The organism is Alkalihalophilus pseudofirmus, assembly GCF_029094545.1.
GTDB lineage: Bacteria > Bacillota > Bacilli > Bacillales > Bacillaceae_D > Alkalihalophilus > Alkalihalophilus pseudofirmus.
Genome location: NZ_CP117835.1, coordinates 1218713 through 1239676, shown reverse-complemented (window position 1 = coordinate 1239676; position 20964 = coordinate 1218713). Strand labels below are relative to the sequence as shown.

Annotated in this window: 21 protein-coding genes; 15 read left to right on the top strand and 6 right to left on the bottom strand. The window is 38.5% G+C overall.

The window, feature by feature from the left end; genetic code table 11:
• Positions 1–16 precede the first annotated feature (16 nt).
• Positions 17–1834, bottom strand: coding sequence for a PAS domain-containing sensor histidine kinase (locus tag PQ478_RS06395; RefSeq protein ID WP_289236193.1), 1818 nt, complete (start codon positions 1832–1834; stop codon positions 17–19).
• Between the two features lie 178 nt (positions 1835–2012).
• Here PQ478_RS06395 and PQ478_RS06390 point away from each other — a divergent pair, with 178 nt between their 5' ends.
• From PQ478_RS06390 to PQ478_RS06360, 7 genes are all read left to right on the top strand, one after another.
• Positions 2013–2882 carry a sulfite exporter TauE/SafE family protein gene (locus tag PQ478_RS06390; protein WP_289236192.1) on the top strand — a complete coding sequence of 290 codons (870 nt, stop codon included), beginning with the start codon at positions 2013–2015 and terminating at the stop codon, positions 2880–2882.
• A 126-nt stretch (positions 2883–3008) separates the two neighbouring features.
• Positions 3009–4544, top strand: coding sequence for a spore germination protein (locus PQ478_RS06385; protein ID WP_289236191.1), 1536 nt, complete (start codon positions 3009–3011; stop codon positions 4542–4544).
• Positions 4537–5670 carry a GerAB/ArcD/ProY family transporter gene (locus PQ478_RS06380; RefSeq protein WP_289236190.1) on the top strand — a complete coding sequence of 378 codons (1134 nt, stop codon included), beginning with the start codon at positions 4537–4539 and terminating at the stop codon, positions 5668–5670. The genes PQ478_RS06385 and PQ478_RS06380 overlap by 8 nt, the downstream gene beginning before the upstream one ends.
• Entirely contained in the window at positions 5667–6779 is a 1113-nt protein-coding gene (locus PQ478_RS06375; protein ID WP_289236189.1) for a Ger(x)C family spore germination protein, read from the top strand. Before PQ478_RS06380 ends, PQ478_RS06375 begins: the two co-directional genes overlap by 4 nt.
• Before the next feature lie 95 nt (positions 6780–6874).
• Complete coding sequence (locus PQ478_RS06370) at positions 6875–7840, top strand: YncE family protein (RefSeq protein WP_289236188.1); 966 nt, start codon at positions 6875–6877, stop codon at positions 7838–7840.
• Between the two features lie 3 nt (positions 7841–7843).
• On the top strand, positions 7844–8548 hold the full coding sequence (locus PQ478_RS06365; RefSeq protein WP_289236187.1) for a response regulator transcription factor: 705 nt from the start codon (positions 7844–7846) through the stop codon (positions 8546–8548).
• Complete coding sequence (locus PQ478_RS06360) at positions 8548–9978, top strand: sensor histidine kinase (protein ID WP_289236186.1); 1431 nt, start codon at positions 8548–8550, stop codon at positions 9976–9978. Before PQ478_RS06365 ends, PQ478_RS06360 begins: the two co-directional genes overlap by 1 nt.
• Before the next feature lie 20 nt (positions 9979–9998).
• Here the strand turns inward: PQ478_RS06360 and PQ478_RS06355 are convergent, their stop codons facing one another.
• The 3 genes from PQ478_RS06355 to PQ478_RS06345 all read right to left on the bottom strand — a co-directional run bounded on the left by PQ478_RS06355 (position 9999) and on the right by PQ478_RS06345 (position 13418).
• Positions 9999–10748 carry a FixH family protein gene (locus tag PQ478_RS06355; RefSeq protein ID WP_289236185.1) on the bottom strand — a complete coding sequence of 250 codons (750 nt, stop codon included), beginning with the start codon at positions 10746–10748 and terminating at the stop codon, positions 9999–10001.
• Positions 10749–10872: 124 nt separating this feature from the next.
• Positions 10873–11505, bottom strand: a complete 633-nt coding sequence (locus PQ478_RS06350; RefSeq protein ID WP_289236184.1) for a TetR/AcrR family transcriptional regulator — start codon at positions 11503–11505, stop codon at positions 10873–10875.
• 137 nt (positions 11506–11642) lie between these two features.
• Positions 11643–13418 (bottom strand): BCCT family transporter, encoded by a 1776-nt coding sequence (locus PQ478_RS06345; RefSeq protein WP_289236183.1) that lies wholly within the window; start codon positions 13416–13418, stop codon positions 11643–11645.
• 257 nt (positions 13419–13675) lie between these two features.
• Here PQ478_RS06345 and PQ478_RS06340 point away from each other — a divergent pair, with 257 nt between their 5' ends.
• The 8 genes from PQ478_RS06340 to PQ478_RS06305 all read left to right on the top strand — a co-directional run bounded on the left by PQ478_RS06340 (position 13676) and on the right by PQ478_RS06305 (position 18832).
• Entirely contained in the window at positions 13676–13879 is a 204-nt protein-coding gene (locus PQ478_RS06340) for a DUF1659 domain-containing protein (RefSeq protein ID WP_012958247.1), read from the top strand.
• Between the two features lie 41 nt (positions 13880–13920).
• The gene (locus PQ478_RS06335) at positions 13921–14145 is read left to right on the top strand and encodes a DUF2922 domain-containing protein (RefSeq protein ID WP_075683412.1); all 225 of its coding nucleotides are present in this window, start codon (positions 13921–13923) and stop codon (positions 14143–14145) included.
• A 2-nt stretch (positions 14146–14147) separates the two neighbouring features.
• Entirely contained in the window at positions 14148–14327 is a 180-nt protein-coding gene (locus tag PQ478_RS06330; protein ID WP_289236182.1) for a YvrJ family protein, read from the top strand.
• A gap of 143 nt (positions 14328–14470) precedes the next feature.
• Positions 14471–14596: a hypothetical protein gene (locus PQ478_RS06325; protein ID WP_289236181.1), complete on the top strand. Its 126-nt coding sequence runs from the start codon at positions 14471–14473 to the stop codon at positions 14594–14596.
• A complete protein-coding gene (locus PQ478_RS06320; protein ID WP_289236180.1) occupies positions 14593–15072 on the top strand; it encodes a hypothetical protein in 480 nt (159 codons plus the stop codon). The genes PQ478_RS06325 and PQ478_RS06320 overlap by 4 nt, the downstream gene beginning before the upstream one ends.
• A 40-nt stretch (positions 15073–15112) precedes the next feature.
• Positions 15113–16627 (top strand): spore germination protein, encoded by a 1515-nt coding sequence (locus PQ478_RS06315; protein ID WP_289236179.1) that lies wholly within the window; start codon positions 15113–15115, stop codon positions 16625–16627.
• A gap of 28 nt (positions 16628–16655) precedes the next feature.
• Positions 16656–17759 carry a GerAB/ArcD/ProY family transporter gene (locus tag PQ478_RS06310; RefSeq protein WP_289236178.1) on the top strand — a complete coding sequence of 368 codons (1104 nt, stop codon included), beginning with the start codon at positions 16656–16658 and terminating at the stop codon, positions 17757–17759.
• Positions 17756–18832, top strand: coding sequence for a Ger(x)C family spore germination protein (locus PQ478_RS06305; protein WP_289236177.1), 1077 nt, complete (start codon positions 17756–17758; stop codon positions 18830–18832). Before PQ478_RS06310 ends, PQ478_RS06305 begins: the two co-directional genes overlap by 4 nt.
• Before the next feature lie 24 nt (positions 18833–18856).
• On the opposite strand, the gene PQ478_RS06300 is transcribed toward PQ478_RS06305, so the two are convergent.
• Both PQ478_RS06300 and PQ478_RS06295 read right to left on the bottom strand, forming a co-directional pair.
• Positions 18857–19366 (bottom strand): DNA-3-methyladenine glycosylase I, encoded by a 510-nt coding sequence (locus PQ478_RS06300; protein WP_289236176.1) that lies wholly within the window; start codon positions 19364–19366, stop codon positions 18857–18859.
• An 87-nt stretch (positions 19367–19453) separates the two neighbouring features.
• Positions 19454–20749 carry an NCS2 family permease gene (locus PQ478_RS06295; protein ID WP_289236941.1) on the bottom strand — a complete coding sequence of 432 codons (1296 nt, stop codon included), beginning with the start codon at positions 20747–20749 and terminating at the stop codon, positions 19454–19456.
• Positions 20750–20964 lie beyond the last annotated feature (215 nt).

Sequence of the window (20964 nt, the reverse complement as noted above, 5' to 3'; positions counted from 1 at the left end):
TGTTCTTTTTTGCTTATTATCCTTCATAAACGGGAAGAATGACGTCAATTCTTGTCCCTGCTCCTTCTTCACTATGAATCGTTAAGATCCCTTGGTGATGTTCAATGATTTTATAGCAAACCATTAGGCCAAGACCTGTTCCTTTCTCTTTTGTTGAGTAAAATGGTTCCCCTAATCGCGCAATCCGTTCACTGGAAATGCCGCAGCCATTATCTTCAATTTGGATACAAATCTGATCCTCTGCATGATTTAGCAGTCTAATGACTATTTCCCCATTCACATCAACAGCTTCTATCGCATTTTTTATTAAATTCAGCAAGACCTGTTTTAATTGCTTTTCAGAGCCACAGATAGGAGGAACGTTTTCATATTTAAAATCAATCTGTACATTTTTCATAATAGATTGTGTCTCTACTAACGTCATGACTTTATTTACAAGCGGCTGCAAGTGTAAGTTGTCAAAAGTCGATTCATGGTTTGGTTTTGCCAAGGTTAAATATTCATAGATAATTGATTCAACTCGTTCCAATTCTTCCATTACTAAATCTAAGAATTGCTCATTAAATTCCTTTTCACGCTGAAATAACTGTAGAAATCCTTTTATAGCTGTTAACGGATTTCTAATTTCATGTGCTACTCCTGCTGCTAGTTGAGCAACGACAGATAATTTATCTGACTTTCTAATTAAATCGTCCATTCGGTTTCTTTCAGAGACATCTTTTAAGATCGTTCTAAAAGCAGGCTTACCTTTAAATAAAATGACCGTTGACGTTGCTTCTACATCCACTTTCGAACCGTCCAAACATTGGAGCTCAAATACAGAAGTGGTCATTTTCTTTTTTCCGGACAGAAGTAATCTGGCATTTTCCCTAATTCGCTTAAAATCATCTGCTTTATAGAGCGCTTCAATTTTTTTATTAATTAACTCCTTTCTGTTAGCTGCTTTAAACAACTTTTCTCCGGCAGGATTAATATAAATCAACTTACTCCCATCATGAACGGAGATCGTTTCTGGGGTATGCTCGACTAAACTTTTATATCTCCTCTCACTCTCACGCAGATCATGTTCCATCTCTTTTCGTTTAGAACAATCGGTGAAATACAAAGTTACTTGATCTTCAATGCGATATGCTCGCACATCGTACCATGCCTTCATCTCATCGATATAATATTCCACTTGAATGCTTTCTTCTCCAGATAATAATTCATACACCTTCTTAGAGAGTCCAGGCTGATCCATTTGTAAAAGCGACCAAAAATCCCTTCCATTTAATTGTTCCCCCGACATCCCTAACAGCCGTTCAGCTTTTTCGTTGACAAATAAAAAGGTCCCATCCAGCTTAATCGTGATAATTCCGTCTTTAATCCCGTTAAGAATCTTTTTAGCAAATGCTTCATTTGGTTGATGAGCAGTATCGGCATCTTCACTATGACTCTGCATAACTTGTATTAAATATTCACGTTCGTTCATTTGAATGGGTGTTAATATACATGTCAACGTTGTATCTATACCGGATATCCCATTAGTTTGTACTTTAAGTTTCTTAAACTGTTTTAAATCCGCAAAAAAGTCTCCATTTACTTGAGAAGATTTTTGCTGCATCGAATCTTTATTAGGCAACTTAGGTTCGAATAGGTCCGATTCAAAAAAAACAGAAGTAAATAAACGGTCTCCAAGCATTTCATTAATATTTGTATACAACAATCCTCCTGTCTTAAATCCAAATAGTTCAGACCATTTATGATTTATTTCAATAATTGTTCCATTCCTATCTAAAAAGGCTTGAGCAACTCTTGTTCTATTTTCACTCGCACACCATATTGTATCAACCATACCCATTCTCCTAACTTTACTAAATACATTTAGCATTACGTAAAGTTCTGCAAAATTCTTTATATTCCTTCCTTTTTTGTTAGTCATATTTCTCACTCATCCGACATTTTTTACGAATAACCTAATCTCTTCCCCTTAAGCTGATGAAATCTTATATAATAAAGGGCAGGAGGTATGTATGGACTATTTATTATTTATTTTGTTAGGTGTAGGAATTGGGGTATTCTCAGGCTTTTTCGGTATTGGAGGAGGAATTATTTTAACGCCTTTATTGCTCATGTTTGGGTTACCTCCTACTACAGTGATCGGTACAAGCCTTATGCTTTCCCTTGGAACCTCTATTTCTGGAGCGCTCTCACACTTCAGGTTAAAAAATATTAATTGGTATTATGTGATTATTATTAATTGTACAGGGATCATAGGCACGCAAATTGCTCATCCATTAATGATCCGGCTTGATTCTATGGGCTTTGCTGAAACGGTGATTTCTGTTTTTTATGTGGCCTTATTAAGCTACTTCGCCTTTTCGTTATTATTTCCGGCCAAAAAGGAGAAACAATCAACGAAGAAAAAGCTTCCACCAGCGATTGTAGCTGGGTTAATCGGCCTTGGTGCCGGGTTTATCTCATCTGCATTAGGAGTGAGCGGAGGATTTTTTATTGTCCCTCTTCTTATATCGTTATTAGGATTCAAAGCGAGTCAAGCAGTCGGTACCAGCTTAGCCTCCGTTGTATTTATCGTAGCTGCAGGTCTCATTTCTTACAGTTTATCGAGCCCGATCAACTTCGGGATCGGCTTAGCCTTAATACTAGGGACCTTTTTAGGCGCTCCAATTGGTGCCAGGTCCACTCGTTTATTTAACGAAAAGAAAATGAAAAACCTGTTAGGGACCTTATATGTATGTATGATTGTTAGTGTGTTATCAAACACGTTCTCACTATCAATTATTGGACTAATCCTCATCAGCTCGTTTGCCCTTATTTTCTTCTTCCTTATTGGAAAGAAATTTATAGCACTCAAAAAAAAGCAAGGACTTTCTTCTTCATGAAGAGTCCTTGCTTTTTTTAATCCTATCCTTTAATTCCCAATATGAATCTTCTCCTCCTCTGCATGAATTCTCCATTTATGCAAACGATAATGACGAGAAAACATGCATAAAAGGAGGATGATGAGGATGAAACGCTTAACACGATTAAAACAACCAAAAATGAACGGGCAGTCAAGTGAAGCATCCACGAATTCCTCTTCATCTCCGAGTCATGCCAAAACGTCTAATCTACTCATTAAAAATCAACAGTTTATCGAATCTACATTAAGTGATGCAGGAGACCTGCAAAGAAGGCATTTTAAAATTGAAGACAAAAAAGCATCCTTGTATTATTTAAGCTCGGTAACAGAGTATGAAAAGATTGAACGGATGTTAGGGTCGGCCTTTGACAGCAAAAGGTCTCTTGATGACATGCTTGAACATGCAGCCATGTTTGTCCCTACCAATTCAAAAAATAAAGTGATTGAAGCGCTGCTTGAAGGCAGGTCTGTTTTGCTGATCGACGGCGAGGAAATGATTTATTTACTTGATACAGGAAGTATTATTAAGCGTGATACAGCAGAACCGATGAATGAAAAGGTTGTGCGTGGCTCTCATGAGGGCTTTGTCGAAGATTTAGGGACGAATGTCCACCTTCTAAGAAGGAGAATTTCAAGCAGGCAATTAGCTATTCAATATCACAAAATCGGTACAGATACGAATACATCTGTTTGTATCGTGTATATGAAAAATATCGCTAATCCACAATTAGTTCAAGAAGTCTCAAAACGTATTGATTCGATTGAAATGGACATGACCTTCAGTCCCGGATTTATCGAGGAATTTTTAGAGGATTCCACGTTCTCTCCTTTTCCTCAAGTGCTAAATACGGAACGTCCAGATCGTACGATGGCTGCTGTAATGGATGGCCAGATCGCCATTATGATCGAAGGAAGCCCAACTTGCATTATTACACCTATCACATTCTTTGCTTTTTACCAATCTCCTGATGACTATAACAGCCGCTTTTATGTTGGGACTTTTTATCGGATGATTCGAATCTTAAGTTTTTTAATCGCTATTTTACTTCCAGCGATATATATTGCTGTTGTTGGATTTCACTATGAAGTCATTCCGAATGATCTTGTTCTTCCTGTGAAGACCTCTGTTGAACAAATACCCTATCCTCCGATTATTGAGGCAATCATTATGGAACTTACCATTGAATTAATTCGCGAGGCTGGGGTAAGGCTGCCATCGCCAATCGGGCAAACAATCGGGATTGTCGGTGGTCTCGTGATTGGTGATGCGATTGTAACAGCCGGACTTGTATCAAATATAATGATCATTGTAGTTGCATTAACAGCTATCGCCGCCTTTGTCGTTCCTTCAACAGAAATGAACACATCGGTTCGAATACTACGATTTCCATTTATGTTTGCGGCTGCAACATTTGGTTTTTTTGGCATTTCATTTGCAGGAATGCTTCTATTAATTCATTTATGCAAATTAGAATCTTTTGGCATTCCTTATTTTTCACCTGTTGCTCCTTTTCAATGGAAAGATCTTAAAGATACCTTTCTGCGCATGCCAGTATGGTTAATGAATTTAAAGCCTACTGCTTATAAACCTCTTAAGAGAAGACAACAAGGCTATTCAAGAAGGTGGGCCAAAAATGAGTAATCAAAGCCAAAAAATGACGATTACCCCTTCTCAGCTCGCTTTATTTGTTATCCAAACTCAAGTAGGTGTCGGCGTCCTTTCAATGCCCTTTTCTGTCTTTGATGCAGGTGCAAAAACAGATGGCTGGATCTCAATATTGTTAGCTGGACTTGTGGTCCAGATTATCATTTTTGTTTATATGTTCATTTCCAAGCGCTACCCAAATTCTAATTTATACTTCATTTTGGAAAGTGTTTTCGGAAAATGGCTTGGCAAATTTCTTATCTTAATTCATGTCGTTTACTTTATCAGCGTAGGAGCAGTCATTTTAATCTTATTCAGCTCGGTATTAACCATTTGGGCTTTCCCTAACACACCACAATTTCTAAAAGTAGGGATTGCCGTATTCACCGCATGGTATTTAGCCAAAGAGAACGTCAGAATTATTGCTCGCTTTCACGTAATTGTTTCGGTACTGCTAGTATTAGTCATTTTATTAACCATTACTGCCTTTACCCATGCTGAATATCGATATGTGCTGCCCATCGGTCATACAGGAATCACTAATATTATTTTAAGTGCAAAAGCTGCCACACTTTCGTTATTAGGTTTTGAAATATTTATTATATTGTTTGCTACGACTGAAGGGACAATTAAAACAAAAGTAAAAGCCGCAACAATCGCCAATGTGACAGTTACACTGATATATGCCTATTTGGCCTTTACCTGTTACATTTTTTTCAGTCCAGAAGAGATAGGTTTGGTCCCTGAACCCATTCTTTATTTAATCAAATCATTTTCATTTATCGTCTTAGAGCGGACAGACTTAATTTTTCTTACAGTATGGATGGTGTCCGTATTGACGTCATTTGTAGGGTATCTGTATATTGCTTCACTAGGGACAGCTATTTTATTTAATAAAACCAATCACAGTCCGTTTGTGTGGGGTATTTGTCTTATTACATTTCTGTTCAGCGTTTCACCCCACAATGTGTTACGGATAGGGACAATCTCTGAACTTATCAGTAACATTGGAGGCGTTTTTTCCTTCATATTCCCTTTTGTTATTTTAGCTGTTGCTATTCTTTTTAAGCGAAAAGAGAGTAATGGGAGTAACACAGGAAAGAAAGGAGTCTCATCTACATGATCAAAAAAATGATTTTACTCCTATGTTGTCTGGTTTTAATGAGCGGCTGCTGGGACAGCCGCTATTTAAAAGACCTTCAATTAATTTACAGCGGTGCCTTTGATCTAGAAGAAGATGGTCAAATCAGAACAACGGTTTCCATTCCTCGAGCAGATTCCGGCAAGGACCAGCAAGCTCAAACGAGAACTGTTACTGCAATAGGAAATACGACTAGACAAAGCAGATTGAATATTGACCATGAAGTATCCGGAAGACTGGATGCTGCCAAAACACGAGTTATTCTAATTAGTGATGAAGCGGCTAAAACAGATGTCTATTCCTATCTTGATGTCTTTTACCGGGACCCTCGGAGCCCATTAAATGCAAATATTGCAATTACAAAAGGCAAAGCAGAACCTTACTTGAAGTTAAAGGTAGAAAATCATCCTTTAGTTAGTGAATATCTACGTGACTTAATTGATGCAGGTGAACAAGCGACTATTTTTCCAGTTACGAATATTCAATTTGTATGTCCGATTCTCTTTGACCCGGGGCAGGACGTCATTTTGCCCTACTTGAGTATTCGAGAAGACTCAGAGGATATTCACGGTGATCAGATTGCTCTATTTAATGAACGAAAATTTTCTGGGGCCCTAGGTACTGAGGACAGTACGATGCTTCTTTTATTAATGGACAAATTTAAAAGGACAGCAAATTTCACTGTAAGAGTAACTGATGACAAATACCCTCGATTAAATGATTTTATAACGGTTCAAGTGGTAGGAATTGATCGGGATTTAACTGTGGTTGAAGAAGCTGGTGGGATTCATGCTGATATTAATCTCACGATAAAAGTGAATGCTGTTGAGTATCCTGAAGACGGGTTTGCCGAGCGCGAACTCACCGTCAAGTTAAATGAGAAGCTTGGGAAGCATTTTCAAGATGTAGCTAATCGAACGTTGAGGCAGCTTCAAGAAGCGAATTGTGATGCACTAGGAATCGGCCTAGAGTTGATGGCGTATGACCGTGACGTTTGGCTGAAATACTCCAATTGGAAAGAAGTGTATCCCAATATTGAATTACATGCTCACACGAAAACTGAAATTGTGACGCATGGTATTATCAATTAAGCACGCAGAATCTGCGTGCTTTTCATTATTTCATCACAACTTTCGTCTATAATGATAGAAGCTTTACCATTTTAATTTAGCTAAGGAGTATTGCAATGTATTCTGTTTTAAAGATCGTACTCACTGTATGTACATTTTTAATTCTTATCAGCTGTTCTAACTCTACCTATGAGGGACTTCCTGAAGCGGAACCCTTAGTTATTGTCACCAATTCTTTCGATGAGAGTGTAAGTTTTATTCACGGAACAGAACATGAACCGGTAACGACTTGGAATTTGAATCACCCTGTATCTGGCACGTTATTACTCGATCACGACATGCTATTAACCTACAGCTCGATCCATTCTACACTGTATGTGTATGACCTTACTTCAGGTAAAGAGGTTCAATCAATTTCTGTTTCTTCAGCTGTAGATGATCTGAAGCTGCTTAACAACAAACTTTACCTCACCCAAAGGGAAGAAAATGAAGTGGTCGTTTTATCGTTAGATGGTGAAGTGATAGATCGTTTGGAAGTCGGTTCTTCACCACAATACCTTTATCATCATGAGAATGCATTATATATCCTGAATTATGAAGATACGAGCATTTCTGTTATCGACCTTTCCACTAATGAAGTTATTATGACATTGCCAAGCATTGACCGTGCTACAGATATGATTATGGTTAACGAGTCAATTGTTTGGATAGGCGGTCATGGACGTGGTGCAGACATAACCAATCATATTGAAATCGTTGATATCGTACGACAAGAAAAAGCAGGTCAACTATTTGCTCCAACGATGCCGGTTGCCTTCTTGAGTCATGACAATTCTATCCTTGTTCTTAGCCACGGCTCAAATCAGCTTCGTGAAATCAATCCTGAAACGAATGAAGTGGAATCAATTATCGATACGGTAGCTAACCCGTTTACTATGGCTGCACTTGATGACTTTCTATTTATCGCTGGCTATGATAGCAACTCTGTAGAAGTCGTTGACCTAAATACCCTTACCTCACAAAAGAGGATTAAGGTTGGAGAAGGTCCGCTAGATTTAACTATCCGAGAGGAGGCAAAGTAAAACATGCCTACCATTCTAATCGTAGAAGATGAGCAAACCATGCAGCGTCTGTTAACGCTGCATCTCACAAAAGAGGGGTTCGAAACCATTAAAGCTGACAACGGAGAAGAAGCCATTTCCCTCCTCTCTTCACACCAAATTGATCTTGCAGTCGTAGACGTAATGATGCCAGTGATGGATGGCTTTGACTTCGTAAAAAAACTGAGAGAAACATCAACCCTCCCTGTTATTTTTCTAACGGCACGATCAGATGAAAAAGATCGTATTGAAGGATTAATGCTAGGCGGCGATGATTATTTAAGCAAGCCTTTTAGCAAAGGTGAATTACTTGCCCGCATTCAAGCTGTGTTACGTAGAACTTATCAAACAAATAGGAACTTTATCCATCATACTGATAATCATATTGATGAACCGGAGATTTTTTCTTTAGAAGGGATTCAACTTAATCGAAAAGCCCGCAGTATGAAAGTCGATCAAATCCCAATTTCGCTTACTGTCAAAGAATTTGATTTGCTATTGTTTTTATTTGAGCATCAAGGTCAGGTGTTCACAAGAGAGCATTTGCTCACCTCAGTCTGGGGTCTTGATTATGAAGGAACAGAGAGAACTGTTGATACACACATAAAAACCCTTCGAATGAAGCTTAAACCATACGGAAATGTCATTCAAACTGTGTGGGGAATTGGATATAAGCTGGTGGATATTTAATGAAGTGGAATTCATGGTCTTTTCATAAAAAAGTGTGGGCTTTTTTACTTACCTTTACGTACGGCTCAATTTTAGTATCCGTATTGTTAGTTTCCTATATCTATCAAGAAGTGTATGTGGGCGCAGAGGAAGAACGGCTGCTCTCACTTGGCCGTAATCTGGCAACGCAGCATAGTCCGGGTGAATTAAACGAGGATTTCATCCAGAGGGCAGAAGCTCATAACGATGTGTCTACTACTCAGATATACGTTGTTCAAAACCCTCGTGAATTGAGCGCATGCCTCCCTTTTGAGATCGACTATCAAACCTTTATTTCAGAGGAAGAGCGCAGACAGTTATTAAACGGGGAATACCTCGTCAAAATAGGGTATGAAGAACGAATTGACCGTAATGTATTAGCTGTTGTCACTCCATTAGTAGAGGACCGTGTATTAGATGGCATATTGTATGTATATGTTCCTGTCTCCTCAATTCAGGAAGTGTTTCTGCCAGCTGTACCTGTTCTCGTCCTCTTAATCTTAGTGTTGTTTGTTATTTTATATTTATCAGGTTCAAGGTTCACAACGTATGTAACTAAGCCGTTAACGACGATGCAGCTTGCCACAAAAAAGATTGCTGCAGGGGATTTTAGCAGCAGGGTTCCTATTCACACAAGTGATGAATTAGGGCAGCTGGGACATTCCTTTAATGAGATGGCCAATGCACTAGAAAAGGAAGATTTAAGAAAGCAGACCTTTCTCTCAAATGTCTCACATGAGTTAAGAACTCCGCTAAGTTACGTTAAAGGATATAGTGAAGTACTTCTTGAAGACGAACAATTAAGAGAGGATCAAAAAGAATTTGTCTCTATAATTCATAATGAATCAGACCGGCTTAGTAAGCTGGTGAATGACTTATTGGACCTTGCTAAAATTCAAGGGGAACAAGAAGTTCTGTCAGTGGAACCGACTGTCCTTTCTGCTCTTATTGATGAAGCGGCTGCCTCTTATTTACCTAGTGCAAGAAAAAAAGGAATTGAGATTACTACATCTAATGATGAATCCATTATTGCATTAATCGACCCAAACCGTATCAAACAAGTGCTGCATAACCTCATGCAAAACAGCTTGCATCATTGTCAAAGCGGTGATTCTATTACATGTACTTTAACTCTTGAACGTGCAAACATCTGTAAAATAATGATCACAGACACGGGAGCTGGAATGTCTAAGGAAGCACTCGTCCATTTAGGTGAACGTTTTTACAGAACAGATGATGCTCGCACAAGGAAATACGGCGGCACAGGTCTTGGGGTCGCTATTTCAAAAGCGATTATTGAAAAACATAATGGAACGATCCATTACGAGAGCGAGTTGGGGAAAGGGACAATTGTAACGATCTGTTTACCTATTGTAGATGAAAAAGACCAGCCGAATGATTATCTTAATTAATCGTAGGCTGGTTCTTCTTGTTAAAATGTAATTGTTTTATTTATGTGTTCATGCAAGGAATCATGCTCCCGCTCAATATGAATGACTGCTTCATATTCTCCTGAATACTTGTTATCTACAGAAAGCTTGTATCTGCCCTCGCCTTCTTCACTCGTATCAAGCCAGATATGTTTATCATCCTCGTTTTGCCACATTTCAATTGTAACAATCCCGTCTGTCAGCTCTTCTCCATTTACTTCAATAAAGAAGGTCACTCCATCTTCTTCTTTTGTCATTTCAATTTCTATCTCAGCATGTTGGTGATGATGTTCGCTGTTATCTGACTGTTCATGTTCATGCGGCTCTTCTCCCTTTTCCGCTGAACTTTCTACATTGCCAATTTGAATCTCTGCAATAGGCATACGGTGAAGGCCTCTTGCCGTCACATGGGTTTGGACGTGATAACGCCCCTCCTCTTCAAAAACATGAGTTAGCATATAATTATTTCCGTCTTGATCTGTGGCTTCAATCATTTCACTTAAATCCTTTTGACCTTCCTGCCACACCTCATAAACGACCTCATTTGCATCTTCCACTAAGTCATCACCTTGAGTGACATGACTCTCAAACAGAACTTCTTCATTAATTTCCGCTTGATCCGGTACAACCAATTCAACCTCAATAGGGGTTAATTGATCATCCATACCCATCTCCATTTCATCTGATTCTGCACCTCCACAAGCACTTAAAGCTGTTAGGGCAGCCACAGTAATCATTACTAAACGTTTCATTTATCATTTCACCTCTTTGTTTTCGTTACACATAGTGTAGCATCTATTTGTGATGAAAATATGATGCAGACATCACATATCAATGTTCATTTTGAACAGTTTGTGAACATAAAAAAGAGGATTACTATAATCGTAATCCTGCTTCCTTTTCTACGCATAAGCCTTGCCAATATATTTTCCAAATATTCATCATTCGCTCTTGATTATGTGCTTCATGGGCTTCATTATCTAGTTTTTGATGTTCTTTATAGAAGAACAAGTGAAATACATTGCCGTCAAGAATACAAAAATAGCTTGATATAAGCTGTTCAATTGGCTGCTTTGCTATCATACCTTTTTCAATTGCTTCAGTGAATAATTGTGAAAGCATTTTTTCTTGTTTTTTCTCAAATTCCAACGCTTTTTTCTGAATGATTTCTTTTAAATGAGGGGGAGGAAACAGGATTGCTCGCTTGAACATCACGATACTTGCTTGATGTTGTGAGGAGTATTTACATGTTGTATGAAGCAAGTGATAGATTTTTTCTTCAACAGGCCGGCTTTGGATTTCTTCATACGCTTCTGTTATAGCATATACATACTTTGAAAAAACCTCTTCAAAGACAGCTAGGTAAATGTCATCCTTATTAATGAAATGCGCATAAATGGAAGGTTTTTTAATTCCGACGCCTTTGGCAATACCCGAAAGTGACGTTCCCTCAAATCCTTTTTCTGCAAATAAGTTTAGAGAAACTTGTTTTATTTTTTGGGCTGTCATCTACTCACCTAATCTCGACTAATTGTATAGAAATAGTATAACACAATTATTAATATGGTTAGAATGAAATAAGAAATTAAATAAGCCAAGAGCATCAATATTTATTGATGTCTTGGCTTAAATTAGAATTCAACTTTTTATTTCTTCTTATCTTTATCAATATCTAGTTCTTGATAGATATCTTCTTTAATTTCCTCATAGAAGTCTTCTTTCATCTCTTCATATACTTCTTCTTTCATTTCCTCAATCATTTCCCCTTTAACTTCTTCTTTCACTTCTTCAATCATTTCCTCTTTCACTTCTTCACGTAATTCTTCGTACACTTCTTCTCTTACATCGTCTAAAAACTCTTCTCTAATTTCTTTCTTCAACTGTCTTACGCGCTTTTTACGTGTTTTCTTGCCTTCTAACTTAAAGTCCCTGCCAAGCATCACGAGTACGGAAATAATCATTATAATCATGATTACTGCAAAAGGTAAGGCTGCAATGATTGATGCAGTCTGAAGGGCATCGAGTCCCCCTCCTCCGCTAATTAAGAGAACACTTGCCGTACCAGCAATTAAGAATCCCCATAATAACTTAACTGATAACTTAGGATTGAGACTCCCGTGAGAAGTCATTGCACCGAGTACATATGAAGCAGAGTCCGCTGAAGTAATGAAGAAAATAAGAATGACAATAACAGCTAATATATTCGTAATCATGCTTAAAGGCAGTTCGCCTAATGTAGCAAATAAGGCAAGCTCTACATTACTCATAACTAAATCGGCAATTGGAGCTTGTCCTGAAATTTCAAGGTTTAAAGCCGTACCACCGAACGTGGTAAACCAGAGAACCGCTAAAAGGGAAGGTACTAATAATACTCCCGCCATAAATTCACGAATTGTTCTACCGCGTGAGATACGTGCTATAAAAAGACCCATAAACGGAGCCCATGCAATATGCCAAGCCCAAAAGAAGATTGTATTCGTTCCAAGCCATGTACTTTCTGAGAATGGAGTCATTGTTAAACTCATTGCAGCTACATTTGTAATATAGCCGCCAAGCGTTGTGACAAAGTTCTCTAAAATAAATAAGGTTGGACCTACAATAATGACAAAGAGTAATAGTATTCCAGCCACGGCTAAGTTAATATTACTTAATTTCTTTATTCCTTTGTCCACCCCTTTACCAGCGGAGATCATAAATAACACTGTCACAATAGCAATAATGGTAATTTGAGTCCAGACGTTATTTGGGATAGCAGAAATATAAGATAACCCGCCTGTAATCTGCAGGGCGCTTAAACCAAACGTTGTTGCGACACCTGTACAAGTAGCAATAACAGCTAAAATATCAATTGAACGACCAGTCCAGCCATTTACTCGCTCACCTAACAGAGGGTAAAAAGCAGAACTAATTAATGCAGGACGATCTTTACGGAATTGTACATACGCTAACGTCAATCCGACAATAGAGAAAATTGCCCACGGATGCAGAGCCCAGTGGTAAACCCCGTAACGAAGACCTGCTGCGGCTGCTTGTTCAGTTTCAGGTGTATATCCCATAGGAGTATCAATATAGTATAATACCGGTTCAGCTACACCCCAGAATACAAATCCTACCCCGATTCCGGCAGCAAATAACATCCCAATCCAAGAATACCAAGTATATTCAGGCCTTTCATCAGGCTTTCCTAGTCTCATTCTTCCAAAGGGACTTAGAGCAATAGCAATAACAAATAATACAAAAAAAGCAGTCGATAACATGTAAAACCAGCCAAAGTTTTCAATCATCCAGCCGAGTCCGCTGTCTGCAGCAGATTGTAGTGTGCCAGGAGAGAGCACTCCCCACAATACAAAAAGTCCTATCAAAATGGCTGAAATGATTAGGACACTCCCTATTTTTTCAGGTGTTTTTTGTTGTACATTCATGAATGTTTTTCGCATCCCTTCTTATCTTTTTTCACATAAACAAAGAAAGAAACCCTCCATCTTCCTTTCATGCCAAAAGTATACCTTTTAGTTTACCCATTTTAAGCATAAAACGAAACCTCATTTGAAATGTTCAGAGTAGACACACAACTCTCCCATTAAACGTTTTAACCACCCCTAGTATGACCACCTTTTTTATTTCACATCACCCCTTTTTAGATTTCATTGCTATATACAGCATGAAAGGAGGTGATAAGATGATGCAGCAAACAAGACTTACTTTACAATTTCATCACGGTGTAGATGTGTTCGGCGAAAATATTTTCAAAGATAAGCGCTTTAACAACATTAAGGGTACCTCTCTAGATATTGACCTAGAAGAGACTGCCTTAGCGCTTGGTACTTTGCAGAAACATTCTTTAATCGGCGTAGTACGAAACAATAGTTATTCATTAGCTTAATTCATCAGCATAATTAATGAAAATCATTAGGAGATGATAAGATGGCACGAGTCTTGGAATTGTTATTTCTGAATCAAGAAGGCAAGCAAGTTTCTATCACATTAGATGATCCAATTGAACCCGCAGATCCAGAAGCAATCTTACAAGTGATGAACAAAGTGATTGAAAAGAATGTTTACACTTCTTCTGGGGGGGACTTCGTTAGCATTAAAGGTGCACGGATTACCGAAAGAGCAGTTGAAGTGATTGAACTGCCTGCCCCTTAATTATGACTTCATTTGAGCTGTGGATTCCTATATTAAGTGAGTATGGCTTCCCTGTGATGGTCACGTTGTATTTACTCTACCGGCTTGAGAGAAAACTTGACCTGATGATTGAAGTTCTTCATCAATTAAAAACAGATTCCACAAAAAAGCACCCTAACTTATTTACAAAACAGCATTATTAATAACAGAAGTGAGCTGAATTAAATTCAGCTCACTTTTTTATGCTCAATACACCATGGTTTCTAGAAAAGATGGGATAGAAAGACATATTTAAGACAAACTAGCACTAGTACATTTCAAACGAAGTAAGGACGGAGGAATATACATGAATGCAACGAAACCGCTCCAAGCGTTGACATTTACATCCCATTACAAAAGCAGCTCTCTTATCCTGCAAGTAAACTCCCTTATCAGTGACTATTCTCATGAAAGCAGCGTCTGCATGACATGAGTAAAGAAAAAAGGGTAGAAGCCATTTTTTGGAGCATTGCTTTTCCCGGGTTTGGACAATTTCTTAACCAAAAGTTTTTAAAGGGAGTATTTTTTGTACTGTTAGAATTCACCATTAATGTGCAAGCCAGATTGAATTTAGCCATTATCCCGAGCTTTTACGGGGACGGGACTGCAGCCAATGATACCGTGAATTATCAATGGATCATGTTTTATCCATGTGTTTATTTATTTTCCATGTACGACGCGTACCGTGATGCGGGCGGCGAGCGAGTAAAATATGCATTTATTCCTTTTGCCATTTCTGCGTATATCGGAACCATTGGTGTGATTTATTCTCGGAGTATTCATTTATTTGACCATACTATCGGAGTCATTTGGTCTCCTATTTTATTTCATTTAGCCGGGTATGGGATAGGCATGATCATTCGGGCGATGATTCTACATTTCACTAAACAAGAGTCAAAACCGGCGTAAATTTCATTACTATAGGTGAATGTCGTAAGGAGGTACGTTCATGTCGTGGTTTTCCATAAAAAAAAGGCTTTCGCTTCCCACAGAAAACAAAACAGAGACTGTGACCATTGCAGAAGCAATTGAAGATTGCTTAAATTCAAGCGACTTTGAACACCGAATGATTGTAACAACTTATAAAAATGTATGGGTTTCCTATTATACGACGTTAATTGATTCAAACAAATTACATGATGATGTAATTGAAAAAATTCAGGGTCATCAATTTCACTCGCCAGAAGACCTTCGTACCTTTATTCCTCTCAGTGAATCGGTCTTAACATCGGATGGGAAAATTGTGGCTGATTCTCTCATGCGTGGGTATGTATGTATACATCTAGAAGAAGAATCTAACTTATGCTTACTTATTGCTATTCAAACAGATGATAACCGTGAGATAACCATTCCAGAAGTAGAATTCAGCGTGATCGGGCCAAAAGAGTCCTTTGTCGAAGGCATTGATACAAATATTAATTTAATTAGAAAACGAATACCAATTCCGGATCTAAAAGTGAAAGAATATACTGTTGGTTCTCTTTCTAGAACAAGAGTTTGTGTCATATATATTGATTCGATCGCAAACGAAGAAAACGTAAACACAATGATCCAGCGAGTAAGCGCTATACAATTTGATCAAATAAATGACAGCTCTTATATTACTCAAATGATTGAAGATCAAACAAACAGCCCGTTCCCTCAATTTATCGATACGGAACGTCCAGACAGGGTGGCTGCTCTTTTGGCTGAAGGAAAAGTCGTTGTGGCAGTTGACGGTTCACCTCAAGTTATTACAGGTCCGACGACATTAGTGGAATTTTTTTCAGCTTTTGAAGATTATTTTTTATCTTGGCATATTGCAACCGCATTTCGTCTGATCAGGTTATTTGCCGTTTGGTTTTCTATTTTTGCTACCCCCCTTTATGTGGCGGTACTAACGTATCACGCTGAGATTATACCGCAAGATCTTCTTGCAACTTTAATCGTATCAAGAAGCCAAATTCCTTTCCCACCTATATTAGAGGCTTTGTTTTTAGAATTAACGATTGAGCTTTTGCGTGAGGCGGGAGCCCGGCTTCCTACAAAAGTCGGGCAGACGATTGGTATCGTTGGGGGGATTGTTATTGGGACAGCTGCTGTAGAAGCAGGATTAACGAGTAATGTGTTATTAATTATTGTAGCGCTAGCTGCACTTGCTTCCTTTACTACTCCTGTTTACAGAATGGGTAATACCATCAGGCTCATACGATTCCCTTATATCTTTGCATCACAATTATGGGGGCTGGTCGGATTAGCTATTTTATTTAATTTTATGCTCGTTCATCTGCTAACCATCACATCACTTGGGAGGCCTTATTTAGCTCCCCTCTATCCTACCAGGCTATCAGATTTTAAAGATGCATTTTTCAGAATGCCATTTAATCTCCAATCAAAACGTCCAATCCATTTACAAACCAAAAATAATGTCCGATTTGAAAAACAAAAAGCGAAAAAGAAAAAAGATATTGATGAGGGAATCTAATAAGAACCTACTGAAAGGAGGGATCTTGATGACCATGAACACTGTACCTGCAAAAACACCGAAAGAAGCACTAATGATCCCTCCCTATCTGGTATTTTATTTAATCCACTCGATGCAAGTCGGTGTGGGTGTTTTAGGTTTCACTCGGTATATCGCTGACATTGCAGGCTTTCGTGCGTGGATGTCAGTTCTGTTAACTGGGTTTTTATTCCATGTTGTAGTCTGGCTTATGTATAGTATTTTAAATGACAAAGATAAAGACCTGGTTTCTGTGCATAAGAATGCATTCGGAAAATGGATTGGCGGCTTATTAACTTTTGTCTTTCTTATCTATATTACTTTCTTAGCTATGACCGTGTTACGTACGTATATTGAGGTTGTACAAATTTGGATTTTCCCGGAGCTTCCAACTTGGGCTATTTCCTTAAGTATAATTCTCATTGCATATTATGCTGTTACAAGCGGTTTCAGAGTTGTCGCAGGTATTTGTTTTTTGGGGGTGGTTATCCCATTGTTTCTTTATTTTTCTGCCTTAGCACCACTTGAGTTTGCTACCTATCGAAATCTCATGCCACTATTTGATACAAGTATTCAAGCTCAAATTGAAGCGACGAAAGCAATGACCTTAAGTTTTTTAGGTCCTGAACTTTTACTCATTTATTATCCATTTATTCAAGAACCAAAAAAATCTCAAAAGTTTGCCCATTTTGGAATTATGTTTACCACGTTTATTTATCTAACAGTGACTATTGTTACATTTGTTTTCTACAGCGAGAAGCAGCTTGCTACCACGATATGGCCTACTTTAAGTGCCTGGAAAGTTCTTGAGCTTCCTTTTATCGAACGGTTTGAGTATTTGGGCATTGCTACCTGGATGTTTGTCGTTATGCCAAATATTACCCTTGGACTGTGGGGTGCTAGCCGGGCCCTTAAAAGACAAATAAACATCTCTCACCGGAAAGCAATCATAATTATCAGTTTAATGGCATTTATTATCACAATAGCATTTACTACAAGAGCGCAAATAGATGCTTTAAATACGTATGTATCTTTCACTGGGACTTATATTGTCTACTTATACATCCCCTTCCTATTCCTCATATTAACGTTAAGGAGGAAACTTAGAAAATGAAAAGATTAGTACTAATTATGTGTTTAAGTATTCTGTTTTTAAATGGATGTGTACAAACTATGATTTTAGATGAAGTTCAGCTGATTCATTCAATTGGTTATGATTATTATGACGAAGACCGGGTTGAAGGGACGGTCAGCTTACCCGTCTATAATATGGAGGGTGCAATAGAAAGTGAAATCATTTCAGCTGTAGCGAAGACGAGCCGTGATGCAAGGCTCGAATTAAACGCCCAAGCCTCTAGACCTCTTCACAGCGGCAAGATAACAACCATCTTATTTAATGAAGAACTCGCAGAGAAGACGGGAATCATGCCTATTCTTGATACCTTTTCCCGCGATGCTACGATTGGAATGAGAAACTTCGTTGCTTTAACGGCAGGCTCAACAAAAGAAATTTTAGAAACCACGTATCCCCTTGAAATGGAAGTGGCATCGTATATTGCTGAGTTAATTGAACAAAATATGGAAAGACAAAATATACCTCAGGCAAACTTCCATTTGTTTATGAAGTATTATTATGAAGATGGAAGAGATCCGTTTATGCCTTATCTTAAACAGTCAGAAGAACATCTGCAAGTAGACGGTGTTGCCTTATTTAAAGGGGATCGTTATGTAGGTAAACTTAATTTAACTGATTCCTTTGTAATGAAAATATTGTTAGAACCTTTTGCAAATGGCACTTATGAAATTGAGCTGGGTGAGAAAAATGAATTTGCTGTGTTAAGAAATATTCATTCAAAAACTAAATATACCATTGAAAAAGGGACGAACACGCCTGATATCGATCTCCTTATAAAATTCAAAGGAAAAGTTAATGAATATTCAGGTGAAGAAATTAGCCCAGAAAAATTAAAGGAGATTACCGTGAAAGTAACTGAAAAGCTTGAATCAGATGCCAGCCGGCTTATCTCTTTATTTCAAGAAAATAATATAGATCCGATCGGAATGGGGAGTCGAGTGAAGGGAAAAACCTATCACTTTAACTTAGAGGAATGGGAAAGTTATTATCCTAACGCCAACATTAATGTGAAAGCTGAAGTCGTTATTACAGAAACAGGAGTGAGAGAATAATATAAGGGAGCATGGTTTATTAACTTAAACCATGCTCCCTTTTTGATGCAGAAAACAGTCTGTGTCATGAACGGGCTTAAAATACCCTATTGCCATAAAAAAACTTTCTGCTGTCGTGGGACCCACATGCTTGAATAGCTTGCTTAATGCCTTACAAGCTGCTTCCTTTTCTTTCGGCAGCTTCTGAATCCACTCATAGAAACTATTTTCTTCTTCTAAAAGGTTACATAGAATCTCTGCATTTACAATTGTCGCTTCTATCTTCCTTCTGTGCCTAATGATCGTTGCATCATTAAGCAGCCTGTCCACATCAACGGGAGTCATAGAAGCAACCTTTTCGATGTTAAAGCTATGAAATTGGATTCGGAACCGCTCACGCTTATGTAATACCGTTCTCCAGCTGAGGCCTGCTTGAAAGACTTCAAGGCTCAGAGCTTCAAACAATAATTCGTTCTCTCTTATTATACGTCCCCATTCATGGTCATGATAATCGATCATCAACGGATCATCCTTTGCCCATTTACACCTATTCATTCATCTTCCCCCTGCTTTTTATTACAACAAGTTTAATTTACTCATATCAAAAAAGCCAGTTCCGGATTTAGGAACCAGCTTCTTCTTTTATCCCCCTACTGAATGAAGGATCATGTGAACTAAAAACAAACTCGCAATGAAGTACAACGGTACAGGGACTTCTTTTGCTTTTCCGATCGCCATTTTTAAAATTGGATAAGCAATAAATCCAAATGCCATGCCTTCAGCAATGCTATATGTTAAAGGAATCAGCGCCAGCACTAAAAAGGCCGGAAACCCTTCTGAGAAATCATGAAACGGAATTGACTTAATGTTTTGTACCATCAATCCGCCAACGACAAGTAAGATAGGGGCAATTGCACTATCAGGCACCGCCGTTATAAGAGGAATCATAAATAACGTAACCCCAAATAACAATCCTGTCACAATAGCGGTCAAGCCAGTTCTCCCTCCTGCTGAAATCCCCGCTGCAGTCTCGACTGTAGCAACTGTTGGACTTGTACCAAAGATACCAGAGGATAATGCAGAAAATGCGTTCGCTCTTAATGCTTTATTACCTTTCTCAGGATGCCCTGTCATTTGCAAGTGACCATGAATCAGCCCGAGATTTTCAAATACTAATACCATAGTCATTGAAAATACAGCTATCCAAAAGGCAAGAGTAGCAATACCGCCAAAGGATAATTCTCCGAATAACGATCCATAACTAGCTAGAGAGAAACCTTCTGATGTACCTTGGCTCGGCTTTACGCCGATAAAGACAGCAAGAATCGTTCCTGCCACCATCGTAATCAAGAAATTCCCAGGCACATTGCGAATGAATAAGACGACTGCTATGAGCAATGTGAGAATCGTTGCAAACGGCAGCGGGTCGCCTAAGTGTGCTACCTGGATAAAGGTCTCTTCATTTGCTTGGATCAATCCGCCTTTCTGCAGTCCGATAAAGGTTAAAAATAATCCTATACCGACTGTAATCGCATCTTTTAATGATTGAGGAATTGCAGCACTTAAAATAGGTGCAAGCTTTGTAAAAGCTATCGCAATAAAAATCAATCCTGACACAAATACAGCTGCAAGTGCTTCTTGCCAAGTCAGTCCCAATGCATGGACAAACGTATAGGTAAACAAGGCATTAACGCCCATACCTGGCACCAAGATGATCGGTGCATTGCTCCAAAAGCCCATTAAAATACAGCCTACTAGTGATGTGACAATGGTAGCCACAATGGCAGCCTCTAATGGAATTCCTGCGTCAGCCAAAATGACGCCGTTGACAGCAACGATATAAACAATCGTCAAAAAGGAAACAAGTCCTGCTGTCACCTCTCGCTTGATGGTCGTATCGTGACCATCTAAATCAAACCGTTCAAATACCCCTTTCATGTGTATCATTCAACTCTTTTCGTTGAATCCCTCTCCCACCCAGCGTCAGTCTTAAAAACTGCGCCAAGAATCTATCATAGCACGAACTTTCTTGTAGGAGAAGTAGAATATTCGCTTTTCTAAACCTTACTAATTCATTACATAAGCGTATCTTAAGTCATGTATGTGCCTATCATGATATACTAAGCACTATACTAAGTAAGGAGTGTTGCAGC